This is a genomic window from Peribacillus sp. N1, from assembly GCF_054600815.1.
Genome location: NZ_BAAHZO010000001.1, coordinates 173395 through 190597 on the forward strand (window position 1 = coordinate 173395; position 17203 = coordinate 190597).

Sequence of the window (17203 nt, forward strand, 5' to 3'; positions counted from 1 at the left end):
CTTAATTTAGTAAGGTCATAATAATACTCGTTAGGACATCTTAATTTATCCCAATATGTAGAATGGCCTTTGTGTATTTCTTAACTAGATCCTCGATGGCGCGGTTGGAAAGAGGGACCGCTCCATCATTCACCCTAGTCAAATCCCCTTAATTCATAACTGTATATAAAAAAAGGAAAAACTATATATTTTACATACTGCTATAGTTTTTCTATTAGTAACTCAGTCAGTTATTTTATATAAAACTTCCTTTACAGAAATTCTTATTCCTCTCCGGAGAAATGATCAAAGACAAATTGTTTAAATTGTCGAACTGCAGGTGATAAATATCTTCCCTCGACCCAAGAAACTCCAATTACCCGTTGGCACTGCGGCCATTGAACACGTATTTGCGATATTTCACTTTGGTCTGTCCCTTTCAGGGTCGGTAGAATTGAGATTCCCAGCCCGGCAGCTACAAGCCCTGCTACGGTGTTTGCTTCCTCTCCTTCAAATGTAATATTAGGTGTAATCCCTGCTTCCTCAAACAATTGTTCGACAGTTATGCGGAGGGAATATCCTTTTTTTAAAAGAATAAACGATTCTGCTGCAATTTCTTCTAAAGTGATCGTTTCATAATTGGCGAATTTATGCCCTTTAGGGACTATAACAAAGAGTTCCTCCGTCCAAAGTTGCGCCCATTGGAGTGGCGCTTTCATTTCCATAGGCGCAATTAGACAAAGATCCAATTCTCCTAATTGTAATTGCTCAAGAAGAGTATGGGATGGGCTTTGTGTGAGTTGAAAATTGATTTTTGGATAGTGCATACGAAAAGAAGCGATTAAATCTGGAATAAGATTCGTGCTCAACGTGTGTAGAAAACCAAGGGAGACTTGTCCCTGCTCTGGCTCGAGCAACTCTTGAATTTCTTGTTTACCTTTATGGAATTCCTTCATCATACTATCCACACTCTTTAAAAAGATGTGACCATATTGATTTAATCTAATTGAACGCCCTTGACGTTCAAATAATGGAACACCTATTTCATCCTCAAAACGAGCAATAGATCGGCTGAGGGCAGACTGGGTGATTGATAACGCTTCTGCCGCACGCGTCACGTGTTGCATACGTGCTAGAGTTTGGAAATATTCAAACTGTTGCCATTCCATCCATAGACACCTCTTTCATAAATCTGTTCATTCATTCCATATAATCATTAAAACCATTATTATAATGAATTATACATCATAAGGTATCGGTGGTAATATAAAATTCAAGAATAGAATTTGTTAAAAGGAATGATTTTTTATGCAATATAGATGGCAAAGGTTGATTGTATTATGAGATATATTCAACAAGGTACACCTGTCTTTCGCAAAACTAGCTTTGCTTTCTTTGCGGCTGGTTTCAATACATTTGCTATTCTTTACTGTGCGCAGCCTTTAATGCCAGAGTTCACTAAAGAGTTTAGTATTTCTCCAACTACTGCAAGTCTGTCACTTTCGGTCACAACAATAGCTCTAGCCATCAGCATGCTGGTTTTTGGTTCTTTGTCTGAAGTATGGGGACGTAAGCCCATCATGGTTATTTCTATGATCCTTGCTTCGGTGCTTTGTATTCTTACAGCATTCAGCCCTAATTTTCATCTCTTACTAGTGTTTCGTACTATGGTAGGAATTGCATTGGCTGGCCTTCCCTCCATTGCAATGGCCTATCTTGGAGAAGAAATAGATCCTAAAAGCCTTGGAACCGCAATGGGCCTGTATATCAGTGGCAATGCAATTGGCGCTGTGTGTGGTAGAATTATCTCTGGTATGCTGAGCGACTACCTTGGTTGGCACATAGCAATAGGAGGAATCGGTCTAATAAGCTTAGTGGCCACCCTGATTTTTTGGATTAGCTTACCACCTTCGCAAAATTTCCAACCTCGTAAATTAGAGATTGGAAGGTTAGGGAAATCCTTAATTGACCATCTTAAGGATCCAGAATTAATTTGCTTATATACGATGGGGTTTTTGCTTTTAGGAAGTAATGCAGCATTGTTCAATTATATTGGATATGTATTAATTGCCCAGCCTTATTCATTAAGTCAAACGTTAGTAAGCTGGATATTTATAGTTATGATTGTTGGAATGTTTAGCTCTGCCTGGACTGGGAAATTGGTAGATCGACACGGTAAGCAAAAAATATTAATCATTAATCTTTTGATTTCGTTCTTCGGAGTCTGTTTAACTTTGGATTCTGATTTGTTTGTGAAGATACTAGGACTTGGATTGTTTACTTTTGGATTCTTTGCCTGTCATTCGATTGCTAGTAGTTGGGTCGGACAACGTGCTTCACATAACAAGGCACAAGCATCTTCATTATATCTATTTCTTTACTACGCTGGATCGAGTGTAGGTGGAACAGTCGGAGGTGTGTTTTGGTCCATATTCGGATGGGATGGACTAATCGTCATGATTTCGGGATTCTTATTACTTGCTCTTATACTTTCAGTATACCTTTCAAAGCGCCAATACCGATACAAACATTATGATGTTTTAAAACCTCAGAACCCATTGAAACAAACCTCAGGTAACCCATGAATCGTCAATAAATAAAGGGGAGCACATATTTGCCTTGTTTAAATATGTACTCTCCTTTTATTTTTTAATAAACTAAACCAACTAAGAATAACCCGAACATACATTCAACAAATGCAATATATATTCAGCTCCTTTTCGAGTACGAAATAGAACTTTATTAGTCTTTTCAAATTAGTGTTCGGTCAAAATCTAAACATGATTTTGTTATTACTATTTGCAGGTAATTTGTTCACTGGATCGCTTTTTTCGCTAGGAAAAAGGTTGAGGTGTTTGAAACGTATATCAGTTTTTACTAATGTGCTGAATTAAACTAGCTGGTGGAGTGGTGGAAGAGGCATTTCGATAGTTACACAATGAAAATGCGTTGGTCTCATCAATATGGTCTGAGTTGATAAAGAGATAATCACCACCTCGAGCGACGAATGCGCAGTAGAATCCGAAAGAACTTTGGTAAAATTAGATTATTAAAATAATCAATGTTCTTAGGTAGGAAACAAATGAAGGTAAAAAAATACATCATGTAGCAATAATTTGTTCCGATTATGAAAAATTAGGGTGTGATATCGAGAAGGAGACATATCGGTCAGATAGGAAGTCGTATAAATTGGATTTAATAGTCGGAGGGGAATATTTGCTTGAATTGTTCTCATTTCCTGATAGCCCAAATCGTCCAGTTATCCTGAAGCAAGAGGGCTTAGACATCTTGCTTTTGAAGTGGAAGATATTAATCGAGCGATTGAAGATTTAGAAAAAGAAAACATTCCAGTCGAACCTATCCGTGTTGATGAGTTAACAGGAAAAAGGTTTCCCTTTTTTTGTGATCCGGATGATTCGCCTCTTGAAATATATGGAAATTAGTATTTGCAGTAGGGTTATGTATATTTTGATAAGAAAAGTCTTTCATCAAGGTGCCCTAAAACAAAATAGCACTCAAAACAAAAATGGAACTCATTTTGTGATTTCCATTTTTGTTTCTGTATTTTTTAGGTCATAATTCCGTATTATATATTAAGTTTTTATCAACCTAGTACAGTGTGATTTCTAATAACTGGATAAATATAGGATTTAACATCTTCTCCAACAAATGCTTTCCAAATATTCAATTTTAAAAGGTCACTGAGGTTATAAAAAACTTCATTTTTTGTTATTGATAGGTTTTTGTATTACTTAATCTATATATTCTTAGGCAGCAAGGCTCATTATCTTGTGAATTTTAAAGGAAGTCTTTTCACTCCAAAAACGAACGGACTTGGAATCGCCTCCAGCTCAGTCCCTTTTACACCTTCCAATTTTGCAAATGTACTTAATAGTGTCACGAGAGCTACTTCTGCTTCTAGACGTGCAAGCGGGGCACCTAAACAAAAATGAATACCAAACCCGAAACTCAAATGAGGGTTTAATTTCCTTTCTAACGTAAACCGATTAGGCTCTGCAAACTTTTGTTCATCCCGGTTTGCCGAAGCGACCCAGCAAATTACTTGTTCCCCTTTTTGGATTGTTTTGCCCCCAACTTTGACATGTTCCTTTGCAACACGGCCAATTGCCTGTATTGGAGGATAAAAGCGTAGTGTTTCTTCTACCAATTTTGGTATTAAAGTCAGATTTGTCCTAGCTTGTTCTTGAATGTTTTTATCTTCTGTCATATAGCGTACGGCATTTGTAATCAAATTAGTTGTTGTTTCATTTCCCGCAACTAATAATAAAACACAGAAAGATAGTACCTCTTCTTCTGTTAATTTTTCCCCATCAATTTTTGCTGCTAATAATAGCGAAATTAAATCTTCTTCAGGATTAACTTTTCTCTCTAAAATTATTTTTTTGAAATATTCTTTAAGAAACCCACTTCCTTCCTTGCGTTTTTGTGCCATTCTTTGGAAGGCTTCATTTGAATTATCTTTGGCGCCTGCCACGAGAACATCAGAATAGGTTTTAAAAAGATCCCGATCCTTAGCAGGGACCCCCAATAATTCGGCAATTATTATGACAGGCAACGGACCAGCAAGGTTATGAACGAGATCCATAGTCCCCTTCTCATTAACTTGATCGAGAAGGTAATGTGTCACCTCTTCGATTTTATTTTTTAAATCCTTCACTGCTTTAGGAGTGAATGCCTTGTTCACTAAGTTTCTCATTTTCGTGTGTCTAGGAGGGTCCATTGTCAAAATGCTTCCTTGAAGAGTTCCAGACCCTCGTTCCGATGAAAACAGTTTTGGATTTTTTAGAATATAATGTACGTCCTCATATCGAAACACATCCCAGCAGCTTCGAGCCTCATCGTACCTTACAGGAGTATTTTGTCGTAAACTATTAAAAATTGGAAAAGGAAATAATTGATCTGCGTTCGAAGCAATTTCGCTCATGGGGATGAGATTAGCATACTGCTCCACTGCGCTTGTTGATTTACGTTCTTGTGTCATGGTTTCATCTCTCCTTTTATTGTGTCTAATATTCATACAGAAAATAGTCATGAACCGGTTCATTAACTAAGATAACAAACTCGAAATTTGGTTTCAATTGACATAAATTGAGATATTTTTCAATGAGAAGAAAGTAATAACTCGGAAAATTTGATTCCCCACCTATTGAAAAACTCTTTTGAGTTTCATAGTTTCCCGTTTAAGGTCATGCCGGTACCACAAGTCATGCCAGCAGTGTAACTATATTTACTGCACCCTTATCCACTATTATTTTAAGTCTGCTGCTGAAGTTTTTACCTTAAGCAATGCGTGGGTTTCTGAAAAGGGTGTTTCAATCTACTGATGCTGTGTACAGTTAAGGGAAATTTCATAACTATCGGGCAGAAAGGAAGTCCTATAAATTGGATTTAATGGTCGGAGGGGAGTATCAGCTGGAATTGTTCTCCTTTCCTAATAGCCCCCATCGTCCAAGTTATCCTGAAGCAAGAGGACTTAGACATCTTGCCTTTGAAGTGGAAGATATTCATCAAGAAATTGAGAATTTAGAAAAGAAAACATTCCTGGTGAACCCATCCGTGTTGATGGGTTAACAGGAAAAAGGTTTACTTTTTTTGGTGATCCGGATGATTTGCCTCTTGAAATATATGAAAAGTAGGAATTACAAGCTTGGCTAGGAAAATGCGTGAAACTTTAAGACATGAAGTTTTTTGGGAGGTAAAACTTGGTTGAATTCAAAAGCTGAAAAGCGGTTGAAATGCAATATCGCTACACTAGTGTTATTCGGTAGATTCATGATTTCAGCACTATTACGAAAAAGGTTATTGACCCTACAATAAAAGGTGGAAAGGGGGCAGTATTTAGGTTAGGCAGTCTTCTCCATTAATATTGTTTGCATTCCCGATATTTCTTTAAGATCCCAACGGTCCACTTTATCCAAGTAGGGCTTCTTTTATTTTTCAGAAACATAAAAAGGGCTGTTAGTAATCTATTAAGTACTATACAGATTTCCAGGAAGCTTCATAAGATATAAAAAAGGAGGTACAAGCATTGAAAGAAAAAATAATTAACGCGGAAAATAACCGTTTCCGCTTAGTAACAGGTACATTTCCTGATAAAGAAACCGCCTAATGGCTGAAGAGCTGAAAATTCGTTATGGCTGGATTGTCTATATAATTCCGGAACAAAGTGAAAAAGACTGGAATTAAAATTAGTTAACTACCAAAAGGATTTGATGAAATAGGGAAATTAGTAGAGAGGATGACTGAATTGAAATTACAAGATATAAAAGGATCTTATGATGTAATCATTAGCCTAGGCAGTTGGTGTGGACCTTCTCTTAATTTAAGGCGGCATAATTTGAGGCGGTTTTCGTTTCCTCTTGATTGGGTTGTATCTAACTCACTCCCGGATGTAAGCAGATTATTGAAGAACAGATTTGTCGGATTTATGGACTTAAACAATATGAAGCAGGTAGATGGCATCGCTTCTTATCTTGATGATGGAGATGCGGTTTTTTCTGATGATGGCGGTAAGCAGCAAGACGCGTATTTTATCCAAGATACCTATTATAATATTATTTCAGTCCATGATTTCCCAATAATACCTAATCAAGATTGGACTCATCTTTACCCTGCTTACAAAGAAAAACTTAATTACCGAATAAATAAGTTTATTGAAATAATTTCAAATAGCAAATCCGTCTTATTTGTTAGATGGGGGGCAGTTTCGGTTCACGGTGCAGTTGAATTGCAATCCGTCTTGTCCGAAATGATACCGGGGAAATTTAATATCCTCTTCCTTGATCCACTAGCGGAGGTAAAAGGTGTTAATGAAATCGACTGGGGAATCAAAGGCATTTGTACAGTGCAAGTACCCAGTGATGGTCCTAATGATGATTCAATGTGGGATTATGTTTATAATGGGCTAACCTTAACAAAAACATATTCTTAGTAGTGATTTCACTTTTTTTATTGCAAACGTTTAAATTTGGTGAAGCATTAATGGATTGAGAATAAGTCTTTTTCCTTTATTTGAAGGATGGAACAAAAGAGTTATTTTTACGGAAGAAGAAAATTTTATCTTAAGAGTTAAAGGACACTCATTATTCTAAAAGAGTGTTTTTTTGTGCAGTAATCCACTGAATTATCTAAATTTTCCAAAATTATATTTGACCCAAATGGGACAGCTGATTTAGAATTGGTGTATATATGAAATTATGTTTTGTATATAAAACTAAAATAAGGGGGAATAGTAATATCTTTTTATGGAGAATTTTCAATTGACTAAAAATTGATTTAGGGAGGTAAGTAATATGTTTAAGAAAAAATTGGCGTTCGTTCTGATTTGTTTGGTGTTAATAGTTTCTGCATGCGGTCCAAGTGACGAAACGACTACAGAAGGAAGTTCCGGAGGAAAAGCGGTAAAGCTTACTTTTACGGAACCTGCACGGTTATTGTCAGTTGCCCCATTGTATGTAGCCATCGAGCAAGGTTTTTTTGAAAAAGAAGGAATTGAAGCAGAGATTGTATCTGGTGGTGGAGGAGCACAAGTAATTGCTTCTGTATTATCAGGTGAAGCTCAGTTTGCGGTCTCGGGTCCTCGAAGTATGTTTACTCCTCTTGATAAAGGTGAAGAATTAATGGCGATTCAATCTTTAAATTCAGCGCTAACCTATCAAATTACTCTTTCTAAACAATATCAAAAGAAAAAGAATGTTTCTAAAGACTCATCATTTGAAGATAGAGTGGCTTCATTGAATGGCGCTACTATTGGTACAAATCTTGTCGGTGATTCTGGAGACGTATACACCCGCTATTTAATGCAAATGCATGGTGTTGACCCCGATACGCTTAAATCTGTCAAATTGGCAGGAGATGGATCGAAGATTGGCGGTATGCAGGAGGGGATTGTTGACGGTGGTATAGCATCGCCTCCAATGGGTTTACAGGCGGAAAGTAAAGATGTTGGTGAGATTGTAATCAATACAAGTGAAGAGCCAATGTATGGGAATATGGTCTGGGAAGCTGTTTTTGCTAAAAAGGAATATTTAGAAAAAAATCAGGAAACATCTTTGAAAGTAGTTCGGGCAATAGGGAAAGGTATGGAATTCACACGTAATAATCCAAGAGAGGCAGCCGAATCAATCGTATCTTATTTTGATGGAATTGATGTTGATATCCTAGAGGAATCACTAATCGGATTGAAAAACACTTTTAAAGGCTATGGGGAAATGAATCAAGAAGCTTGGGATAATGCCCAGGATCCATTAGTTGAATTCGGCAAGTTGTCAGGCGTTTCTACTAAACAGGATACTACTGAAGATGTTATTTGGACAAATAGTTATATAGAAGAAGCATTTAAAAAATAATTAGATAGAAAGGAGATGATAGGTAAGATGGAAAATGCACAACTGGAAAATTTCAAATTGTCTACTCGTTTTTTGGATGTTACTTACGTAAACAATAAAACTGGTGCAGAAGTGATTGCCCTGCAGAATATAAACTTGAATATCAAAGATGGTGAATTTATATGTATTGTTGGGCCGAGCGGCTGTGGAAAAACCACTTTTTTAAATACTGTAGTTGGATTACTTAAGCCAAGTAAGGGTGAAATTCTATTAGATCAGCAAAAAATTGATGGCCCCGGCAAGGACAGGGCAATGGTTTTTCAAAACCCGAGTCTTTTACCTTGGAGAACAGTATTGGAAAATGTTCTCTATGGAGTTGAACTGTTAAAGCAAATAACGGCAGAGAAAAAGAAAGAGGCGAAGGAATTTATTGAAATGGTCGGTTTAAAAGGTTATGAAAATCATTATCCCCACGAATTATCAGGGGGGATGCAGCAAAGGGTAAACTTGGCTCGAGCATTAACGGTAAACCCGTCCTTAATATTACTGGATGAACCATTTTCGGCATTGGACGCACAAACCAGGGAGTTTATGCAAGGTGAGTTACTTAGAATATGGGATGAGACAAAAAAGACAAGTCTTTTTATTACACACCAAATTGATGAAGCGGTATTTTTAGCTGATAGAGTTTTTGTTTTTGGAGCAAGACCAGGACGTGTAGTGGAGGTTGTTGATGTTGATATACCTAGACCGAGAGATCTTCATGTGAAGCGCAGCCCGGAATTTTTAGAGTTTGTAGACCATATATGGTCCATTATTGAACAGGAGTCTTCAAAACAAGGTTTCGATAATAAAGAAAAATAATATAGTGAAAGGAGAATAATATGGCGAAGAGTACGATCCAACTTACACAAACAAAGCACAAGATAAAAAAGGCGAAGAAAATAAAAAAAGAAAAAAAATCATTTTTTATCAGTGTTGCATCTGTTTTAATATTCCTGTTGCTTTGGGAAGTTGCCTCTCAAAACAAATGGATAAATCCATTGTTCATTAGCTCACCAGTTGAAATTGCACAAGCGGCAGTTTTAATGGTCCAGGAAGTATCTTTTTGGGAAAATATGAAGGTGAGTGGTTACGAATTTGTTTCAGGCTTTGTTTTAGCAATACTGATTGGAATACCACTTGGTGTGTTATCTGGCTGGAATTCTAACTTTAATGCAGTAGTTAACCCTTTCATTTCAGGTTTATATGTAACGCCTAAAGTTGCACTTTTACCCGTAATCATTATTGCATTTGGAATAGGACCAGCATCAAAAATTGTTATAGTATTTTTGATGGCCTTCTTTCCAATAGTGATGAGCGCTCAAAAAGCTATGTTAACATTAGATCAAAACTTAATAAAAGCAGCAAGAACATTTAATGCAAGTGAATTTCAGATCTTTAAAACAATTGCTTTGCCTTCGACGGTACCATTCCTTTTAAACGGTATTCGCTTAGGGATAGGCCAAGGATTAATTGCTGTAGTTGTAGGTGAATTATTCGCTTCGACAGCTGGTATCGGATATCAATTGACAAGCAATGGTCAAAATCTACAAACAGACCGTATGTTTGTTGGAGTGTTAGTCATTACGATTACGGGAATCATTCTTACTTCATTATTAGGCATTATTGAAAGACGCTTTTCTTCTTGGAAACCAGAAAATAGTTAATTAAATTTACACTTTAAACGTTATTTTTCAGTATTGCAGCACAAAACGGTTACAGTGTAAAAGCTTCAAGACAATATTTCAAGTAAGCTTAAATTTGGAAAAGGTAATTGTAAACAAGTTTGTAGACAAAAGGGTTTCTATCTGAATTTTTAAACAAAGTTGATTGGATCGGGTGTTCGAGACTCCTGCGGGAAAAGCGCGTCCAAGGGAGACCCCACAGGCGCCAAGAGCGCCGAGGAGGCTCCCGGACCGCCCGCGGAAAGCGAGTGCCTGGAGTGGAAATTAACGTTCATATTTTACACTCACTCAAAAAAATATAGGCAATCTTAATATCGAGTTTGTCTCCAGTCTAAACAAAAGGTGCTTCCTATACGAAGCACCTTTTGTTTAGCATGCTTTTCTAACCTGATCGATCTATAAAGGAAGATTTCCTATCCACTCCCATATGGCAAAGATTTCTTCACAGATGATTACATCTCGGGAATGTAGTCTTATTCGTATTTTTACTGTTCCACTTCACAGTGAGATAGAAAATTTATTGAAGTTCTCCCGTATCCATGATACCTTCAGTTTATAGTGAATGGTCATGGGAGGAATAGGTTTTGAACACTAAGGCATTTATATTGGCATCAATTACAGTTATTATTTGGGGATCTACATTCGCTGCTATTCGTGCAAGCTTGCATGGCGGGTATTCAGCTGGCCATTTGGTACTTGTTCGTTATCTTATAGCATCAGGGATTTTTGTCCTTTATGCTCTATGGCCTGGGGTGAAATTTCGACTCCCGAAAAAAGCGGATTTGTTGAGGATATCGATCCTTGCATTTATTGGAATTAGTATTTACCATATTGGGGTGACATTCGGGGAACAAACTGTTTCGGCGGGAACGGCTGGAATGCTGATTGGTTCAGCACCTGTCTTCATAGCGATCATTGCTGCTTTCGTCTTAAAAGAACGCCTCGGCCTATTCGGATGGATCGGTTTAGGAATAGGGTTCACAGGAATCACCTTAATAACTTTAGGTACTGCAGGCCCTTCCCTGAATATTTCTGAAGGAGCCTTTTTAGTGCTGATGTCGGCTATTGCTTCTGCAGTGTTTTTTGTTTTCCAAAAGCCACTGTTCAGCAGTTATAATCCGATTGAATTGACAGCATATTTCACATGGATTGGTACAATACCCTTTTTTATATTTTTTCCTGGGCTATTTCAAGAAATTCAACATGCAACGATGGAAGGTCATTTATCAGCGGTTTTTGTTGGTGTTTTCCCTGCGGCCATCGGTTACGTAACTTGGGCAGTTGCACTATCATTAGGAAAAGCCAGTTCCGTATCCAGTCTGTTATACATTGAGCCTGTAATTGCCATTTTTGTCGCTTGGGTTTGGCTGCAGGAGGTCCCTAGTACCCTTTCAGTCATTGGCGGCGCTATTGCTATATTTGGGGTTCTTGTCGTTAATGGGTTCGGAAAGTATAAGTCGGTGATGAAAAAAGCAGCATGAAAGATGCTTAAACAGACTAGTATAATCGCAGCATTCTTGAATCATCATTGAGGATGTATGACTAAACACAAAGGGGAGGTACCAAAAAAAGGAATTCACCCAGGTTGATGAGGTCAATCAGATACACCTGGGGAATTGGATTTTTCCGCCTTTCTGAAATTAAATCTTTTTTTAAAGTCCCAATCTAATTTAAATGAATTATTTTCACCTGTTAAAAATTTATAATCGATATAGGATTTTTCTTTTTTGGACATTTCGTCGACAAATGGCGAATAGGTCCGGAATAACAATACATTTTTCTTTTCATCAAATTCTACAAGTCTTAGCCAGCCATTACCCCCTCGATAATTCGTTTGGTAATTGACCAGCATTTGAATGACATCATTTCCTGCTGAGTTTTGTTTTACCCGATGTGCTATCCCATAATAATGTCCATTAACCGTCATGAATACTTGATTATGGTCCTTTACGAGTTCATCCCAAATCACCCGGCCATTAGAAGATTCGACGGCAATGGTTTTATCATTCTTAATCTTCGGGAATATAATATCATGCGAGACGAGGATTGTCGGTTTATCTTTATGCTGGTCTAAAACTTTTTTTGACCATTCCAGATCCTTATGCAAATTTTTCATATCCACTATCAAGATTAGATATTCATAACTCCCTGCCTTAGCGATTGCATATGAACTATACCCAGAGTGAGACGACCCCTTATAGTATTTTTTATTCAAAAAACGCTGCGGCCCATAATGCGTTAAGAAAGGATCGCCGTTCGCATAGTCATGATTCCCAGCCGCCATCAAATATGGAATTTCCTTTTTATCCAAATGGGAAATGGCTCCGAGGGAATTCTGCCATTGTTTTTCTGAATCACTATCGACAATGTCCCCAACAAATGTATTCATGATGATATTGTTCTTCTTAGTGTTATTGGAAATCCAGTTCATTTGGCTATTGAAAATCTCTGGATTTTGGCTCGAATATTTCTGGGTATCCGGGACAAATAGAAAATTATAATTCCTTTTATTCGTTAGAAAAGGTAAAGCTTTGTTTGATCCTTCGAATGGTTCATCGTCACGGGCATCCTGTACAAGCCATTCTTTTTCAGTTAAAGCCTTATTGGCAATTCGTATTTGCTGGATATTCCCTTTGAATAGTGCATTAAACTTATTTCCCCACTCAGATGCTCCGATGTTCCAGCCTTTCCCTTTAACTGCTGCAATACCGATTACTTTTTCCGATTTTCCGTAATCGCTGACGCCATTCAAAGTCAGAGTCGTCGTGTCACCATCATTAACAACCGCCAAATGGTACCATTCATCAGCATTTAATGATCGAGACCAATTGCTTACATTATAATTTAAATTAGATGGATGGCTTGTCCAGTGGATTTTTTGATCACTGGATACAGTTAAAGCAGAAAGGATTTTCTTCTCGCCTTCCATTTTATTAAGATCTGCTGCCTGTCCTTGTCTAGAAAAAAGCCCCATGACATTCTTGGAATCGCTTGGTAACTTGAACACCGCTTCGATGGTAAACCCCTTATCGAATTCCTCCGAATTGATAGGGGAACCCTTTTTGGTTTTAAAATATCTTCCTGAAGGGGCGTTTTCGTAATTAGCGAACTCCAAGCTATCCACTTTTTCTTGATCATGATAATCTTCTTCGGACCATTGAATCATATTTTTTAATTCAGGCGAGGCAGGATCCCCTATCGTCACTAACTCTAAATCATTTCCATGTTTGCTTGTATCTTCTATAATTAAATTACCTTTATCGATTGAACCGCTTTTAACATGTTGTTTTGTGAATTTCCAATTTGCCACGATATTGCTTCGATTATTTTCAGCAACGGAATCAGCCGATTTGGCAATACCAGGAACAATCATACATAAGAGTGAGAGACCTATTAAAGCTTTTTTCATTCTCATAAACATCACCCCATTACATTTTGATTAAGCGATATACATTTATCCTTTTTACTACCTGGATTAATTTGTAGCTTACTAAGCCAAGGTAGATTCCGTACAGCTGCAATATGGTATAGTTTGCTTATCTTCTCGATAACTTATTAAGGATGAGTAAAAAAGTCTTATTTCCACAAAACCCATTAGGGAATAAGTCCTAATGGATTGTTTAACTTTTAAATCAAGGTTTTCAATCGATAGAAATCAATATGAAGAGATGTAGTTTGAAGGAATTTGAACATCAGATGGGGAGTAGGAAAACAAGCATACTGGTAATTGGAGTTAATGGACAAAACGAAGAAAAAGCAAAAAAAGAGACAGCCATAAGCTGTCTTTTTTTTCACCATCTACAAATCCAAGTCCAACCAAATCCGGGAACCCATACTCTCCTACAGCGTGGAATCCATTGTCCGTGTTCCCAATGACCGCCACCGTGTCCGCCGCCATGACCGCCGCCATGACCCCCACCGTGTCCGTCCCATTGACCGCCGCCATGACCGCCACCGTGTCCGTCCCATTGACCGCCGCCATGACCGCCACCGTGTCCGTCCCATTGACCGCCGCCATGACCGCCGCCATGACCGCCGCCATGACCGCCGCCATGACCGCCGCCGTGACCGCCGCCGTGACCGCCGCCATGACCACCGCCGTGTCCGTCCCATTGACCGCCGCCCGGGCCAGGTATTCGTTCTCCATCTATATAATAATGCACATTATTAGGGTAATAAGCGCCGTAATTATAATTATACATTCAAGAAATCCTCCTTTTTTGTTTACCCTTTCAGACTATGTACAAAGGGTGGGAAGGGTCCTATATGGACAATGATGGACAACAAAACAGGGCTGCCTATTTATTGTTGTCAAAATAAAAGACAACAATATTAATGGCTGTTTTTTTTGCCTCATATTGAATTTTAAACACTAATAGTGCTTAAGTTGTTTTGTTCAGCATTAAAGCAGTAAAGGAACCGATGCCTTCTAATGAAATGTTAAAAAGTGTTCCTGAAATGAAAGATGAAAATCGAAGACCCATGTTTTTAATCATTTCAGCAGTAAAGGAAACAAAAAATTCATTTAATGAAGGAATTAAATAAAACGGGAAAAAGGCGTTTCTACGAAAGTAGGGACGCCTTTTAGTTATTAACATTAATTTTTAAGCAATAATGCGTTGATTATCTTCTTTAATTAGGTAATGATTAAAATAGTTAAATATGGAAAAGGGGATTTAGAGGAGGGAAATTGGATGGAGAAGGTATTTCCACTTATTGAAACAAAACGATTGATATTAAGGGAAGTAACACTAGAAGATGCGGGTGACATGTTCAAATATCTATCTGATACAGATGTGGTGAAGCCAATGGGGTTAGACCCATTCGAGACAGTAAATGATGTATGGGATGAAATTAAGTGGTACGAATCTATATTCGAAGAAGGTTCGGGAATCAGATGGGGAATTACATTAAAGAATTCCGGTAAGGTTATAGGAAGTTGTGGTTTTCTGAATATGGTCTCCAAACATCATCGAGCTGAAATTGGATATGAATTAACTAAAGAACAATGGGGAAAAGGTATTGCGAGTGAAGCGTTGGAAGCCGTGGTTATGTATGGTTATCGTCACTTTCACCTGGAAAGGATTGAAGCCTTGATTGAACCTGACAATCTCCCATCCCAAAAGCTAGTGGAAAAGCAAGGGTTTAGAAGAGAAGGATTGCTAAGGCATTATGAATATACCTGTGGCAAATTCGATGATTTATATATGTACTCACTCATAAAAGAAGACCTTAACGGCATTTCCTTTTAATTAACCCGAAGCTCTTTTGCGATTTTTCTGAGGGAATTATTACCGATCTTAAGGGGATTTTAGCGGTCCCATGTTGAAGACTAACTCAATGTATCACTAGAAATAAAATTTATGAATTTTTACCCATAAAAAAACCGCTTTTACTTTTTTAGGGTTTGTAAATTTGAACGTTGATTTCCATTCCAGGCACTCGCTTTCCGCGGGCGGTCCGGGAGCCTCCTCGGCGCTCTTTGCGCCTGTGGGGTCTCCCTTGGACTCGCTTTTCCCGCAGGAGTCTCGTACCTTCCATTTCAATCAACTAGAATTTTTTTTACACTTTAGTCTGTTCATCACAAACCATGTTTAAGACTAAGTTTCCATTATGGGTTTTTACTCTTTTATGAAACACTTATTAGATTGAAGAAATTTACCATACTCCTGGAGAGTAACTGGCAGATACCAAAGACGCTTGCGGTTAGAACGTTTTTTAAACTGAAGTCATTATTTGCTTGTATAATCTCTTTCAACCTTACAAATTCGGGTAGTGTATGACGAGTACCAATCTTTCATACCTTTTTCTTGTGCCTTTTTGTGAGCGGCATTTTCCTTCCAAAGTCTAATGGCATCCAGGGACTTCCAATAGGATACGGTAATTCCTAACCCGTTTTGATCTCTTACGCTTTCGACTCCTAAATAGCCATCTTGTTGAGCGGCAAGTTCATCCATGAATTCTGCGGTTGAATTATAGCTTGCGGCATCCTTATCGCTTCTTTGCGAAGTGAAAATACAAGCGTAATAGGGCGGTTCGGGAGTATTTGCAAATAACATGAAATGATGCCTCCTTTTAACTTAATATTCAAAATAATACCACATAGGCGAGAATGAGGATAGTTGCCCGGTAAAGAGGTACTCAGCAAAGAAAACCAGGAGGTAAAAAGTAGTATATATCTCTGACACGGCAATTCTGCTAAAGGGATTTTATTCTGATTCACGAATATATATTACTTTGACGATTTACAAAAAAAGGAGATGGTCTTGTGTGCGGGATTCGTTAGCAAACATATAGAAAGAGATGCATTTTTACCGGAACAACGCGATATTCTTTTGGAAAATGCATTAAAAGATTTATCGGCAGATCCTGATGTTTTGGCTATTTACATTGCTGGTTCATTAGCAAAAGGAAACGATGATCAATACTCCGATATAGATTTGCATACCATTGTTATTCCAAAATGTAAACCAGAATTTTTAAAGGGAAAAAGGGATAGAGCCAATAATTGGGGAGATGTTTCATTTCACGAAGACTGCAATCCTTATTCACCGTATGTCGTCACTCATTATAATACCTTTGTGAAAGTTGATAGCTGGTATCATGCACCAGAAGAAATTGTTCCCTCCATCTGGTTAAAAGAGGTTGAAGTCATCTATGATCCTTTTAATATTATGAGTCCTGTTATAAAAGAATCGGCAGAGAAAGTGTATAAACCTACACCTGATGAAGTTGAGCATTGGAGAGGAAAGCTGCTTGCTTTTGTCCATGAAACCTACAGGGCCGTTATGAGAAGAGAAATGTTATATGCACTATCCAATCTTGATAGGATACGGTGGCTGATTGTGTCTGGTTGGTATATGGAAATGGAAGAGCATATAGATGTCCCCTATGGAGTATGGGCAAAAATCGAGGGCAATAGAAGTAAATTAGCTGGAAAGCAGTTATCTCTGTTGGAAAGTTGGGATTGTGGCCGCAATTCAAATGAAATTATTAAAACATTGAGACGTATGATCCCAGAATTCCTCAGACTAAATGAATACCTATGTACTCAAGTGGGTGTCGAAACAAATGAAGACCATATCAAAAGAATAATCGATATGGCTATCTGATACCATATGAGGCTAATGAAATAAAGTACGTGTAAAA

Annotated in this window: 13 protein-coding genes and 2 pseudogenes; 10 read left to right on the forward strand and 5 right to left on the reverse strand. The window is 37.8% G+C overall.

All coding sequences use genetic code 11. The features are described 5' to 3' along the window. Positions 1-263: 263 nt before the first annotated feature. The gene (locus ACYP5M_RS00805) at positions 264-1148 is read right to left on the reverse strand and encodes a LysR family transcriptional regulator (RefSeq protein WP_434169230.1); all 885 of its coding nucleotides are present in this window, start codon (positions 1146-1148) and stop codon (positions 264-266) included. A gap of 171 nt (positions 1149-1319) precedes the next feature. On the opposite strand from ACYP5M_RS00805, the gene ACYP5M_RS00810 reads away from it, so the two are divergent. Further along, positions 1320-2564: an MFS transporter gene (locus ACYP5M_RS00810; protein WP_459734486.1), complete on the forward strand. Its 1245-nt coding sequence runs from the start codon at positions 1320-1322 to the stop codon at positions 2562-2564. Between the two features lie 511 nt (positions 2565-3075). Beyond that, positions 3076-3422, forward strand: a pseudogene (gene gloA2 / locus ACYP5M_RS00815) (SMU1112c/YaeR family gloxylase I-like metalloprotein). Between the two features lie 341 nt (positions 3423-3763). On the opposite strand, the gene ACYP5M_RS00820 reads toward gloA2, so the two are convergent. Continuing rightward, positions 3764-4981: a cytochrome P450 gene (locus ACYP5M_RS00820; RefSeq protein WP_459734487.1), complete on the reverse strand. Its 1218-nt coding sequence runs from the start codon at positions 4979-4981 to the stop codon at positions 3764-3766. A gap of 374 nt (positions 4982-5355) precedes the next feature. Between ACYP5M_RS00820 and ACYP5M_RS00825 the strand changes: the two are divergent. The 6 genes and pseudogenes from ACYP5M_RS00825 to ACYP5M_RS00850 all read left to right on the forward strand — a co-directional run. After that, positions 5356-5636: pseudogene (locus ACYP5M_RS00825) on the forward strand (VOC family protein); the annotation flags it as partial. A 602-nt stretch (positions 5637-6238) separates the two neighbouring features. Further along, positions 6239-6931 carry a DUF1796 family putative cysteine peptidase gene (locus tag ACYP5M_RS00830; protein WP_459734488.1) on the forward strand — a complete coding sequence of 231 codons (693 nt, stop codon included), beginning with the start codon at positions 6239-6241 and terminating at the stop codon, positions 6929-6931. 361 nt (positions 6932-7292) lie between these two features. Further along, the gene (locus tag ACYP5M_RS00835) at positions 7293-8348 is read left to right on the forward strand and encodes an ABC transporter substrate-binding protein (RefSeq protein ID WP_452445476.1); all 1056 of its coding nucleotides are present in this window, start codon (positions 7293-7295) and stop codon (positions 8346-8348) included. Between the two features lie 27 nt (positions 8349-8375). Next, entirely contained in the window at positions 8376-9191 is an 816-nt protein-coding gene (locus ACYP5M_RS00840) for an ABC transporter ATP-binding protein (RefSeq protein ID WP_063576690.1), read from the forward strand. A gap of 20 nt (positions 9192-9211) precedes the next feature. Then, positions 9212-10036: an ABC transporter permease gene (locus ACYP5M_RS00845; RefSeq protein WP_459734489.1), complete on the forward strand. Its 825-nt coding sequence runs from the start codon at positions 9212-9214 to the stop codon at positions 10034-10036. 602 nt (positions 10037-10638) lie between these two features. Next, a complete protein-coding gene (locus ACYP5M_RS00850; RefSeq protein WP_452445478.1) occupies positions 10639-11535 on the forward strand; it encodes a DMT family transporter in 897 nt (298 codons plus the stop codon). Between the two features lie 113 nt (positions 11536-11648). On the opposite strand, the gene ACYP5M_RS00855 is transcribed toward ACYP5M_RS00850, so the two are convergent. After that, positions 11649-13469 (reverse strand): laminin G domain-containing metallophosphoesterase family protein, encoded by a 1821-nt coding sequence (locus ACYP5M_RS00855; RefSeq protein WP_452445479.1) that lies wholly within the window; start codon positions 13467-13469, stop codon positions 11649-11651. 376 nt (positions 13470-13845) lie between these two features. Further along, positions 13846-14256 (reverse strand): hypothetical protein, encoded by a 411-nt coding sequence (locus tag ACYP5M_RS00860; protein ID WP_459734490.1) that lies wholly within the window; start codon positions 14254-14256, stop codon positions 13846-13848. Positions 14257-14748: 492 nt separating this feature from the next. On the opposite strand from ACYP5M_RS00860, the gene ACYP5M_RS00865 reads away from it, so the two are divergent. Next, positions 14749-15306: a GNAT family N-acetyltransferase gene (locus ACYP5M_RS00865; RefSeq protein ID WP_434169238.1), complete on the forward strand. Its 558-nt coding sequence runs from the start codon at positions 14749-14751 to the stop codon at positions 15304-15306. Between the two features lie 480 nt (positions 15307-15786). Here the strand turns inward: ACYP5M_RS00865 and ACYP5M_RS00870 are convergent, their stop codons facing one another. Beyond that, entirely contained in the window at positions 15787-16113 is a 327-nt protein-coding gene (locus ACYP5M_RS00870) for an antibiotic biosynthesis monooxygenase family protein (protein WP_101221610.1), read from the reverse strand. Positions 16114-16320: 207 nt separating this feature from the next. Here ACYP5M_RS00870 and ACYP5M_RS00875 point away from each other — a divergent pair, with 207 nt between their 5' ends. Further along, positions 16321-17166: a hypothetical protein gene (locus ACYP5M_RS00875; protein WP_459734491.1), complete on the forward strand. Its 846-nt coding sequence runs from the start codon at positions 16321-16323 to the stop codon at positions 17164-17166. Positions 17167-17203: the final 37 nt, after the last annotated feature.

What these genes read in the sequence shown, in the direction of transcription:
- ACYP5M_RS00805 (WP_434169230.1), bottom strand. Translation starts at nt 1,148, where the DNA reads ATGGAATGGCAACAGTTTGAATATTTCCAAACTCTAGCACGTATGCAA.
- ACYP5M_RS00810 (WP_459734486.1), top strand. Translation starts at nt 1,320, where the DNA reads ATGAGATATATTCAACAAGGTACACCTGTCTTTCGCAAAACTAGCTTT.
- ACYP5M_RS00820 (WP_459734487.1), bottom strand. Translation starts at nt 4,981, where the DNA reads ATGACACAAGAACGTAAATCAACAAGCGCAGTGGAGCAGTATGCTAAT.
- ACYP5M_RS00830 (WP_459734488.1), top strand. Translation starts at nt 6,239, where the DNA reads ATGACTGAATTGAAATTACAAGATATAAAAGGATCTTATGATGTAATC.
- ACYP5M_RS00835 (WP_452445476.1), top strand. Translation starts at nt 7,293, where the DNA reads ATGTTTAAGAAAAAATTGGCGTTCGTTCTGATTTGTTTGGTGTTAATA.
- ACYP5M_RS00840 (WP_063576690.1), top strand. Translation starts at nt 8,376, where the DNA reads ATGGAAAATGCACAACTGGAAAATTTCAAATTGTCTACTCGTTTTTTG.
- ACYP5M_RS00845 (WP_459734489.1), top strand. Translation starts at nt 9,212, where the DNA reads ATGGCGAAGAGTACGATCCAACTTACACAAACAAAGCACAAGATAAAA.
- ACYP5M_RS00855 (WP_452445479.1), bottom strand. Translation starts at nt 13,469, where the DNA reads ATGAGAATGAAAAAAGCTTTAATAGGTCTCTCACTCTTATGTATGATT.
- ACYP5M_RS00860 (WP_459734490.1), bottom strand. Translation starts at nt 14,256, where the DNA reads ATGTATAATTATAATTACGGCGCTTATTACCCTAATAATGTGCATTAT.
- ACYP5M_RS00865 (WP_434169238.1), top strand. Translation starts at nt 14,749, where the DNA reads ATGGAGAAGGTATTTCCACTTATTGAAACAAAACGATTGATATTAAGG.
- ACYP5M_RS00870 (WP_101221610.1), bottom strand. Translation starts at nt 16,113, where the DNA reads ATGTTATTTGCAAATACTCCCGAACCGCCCTATTACGCTTGTATTTTC.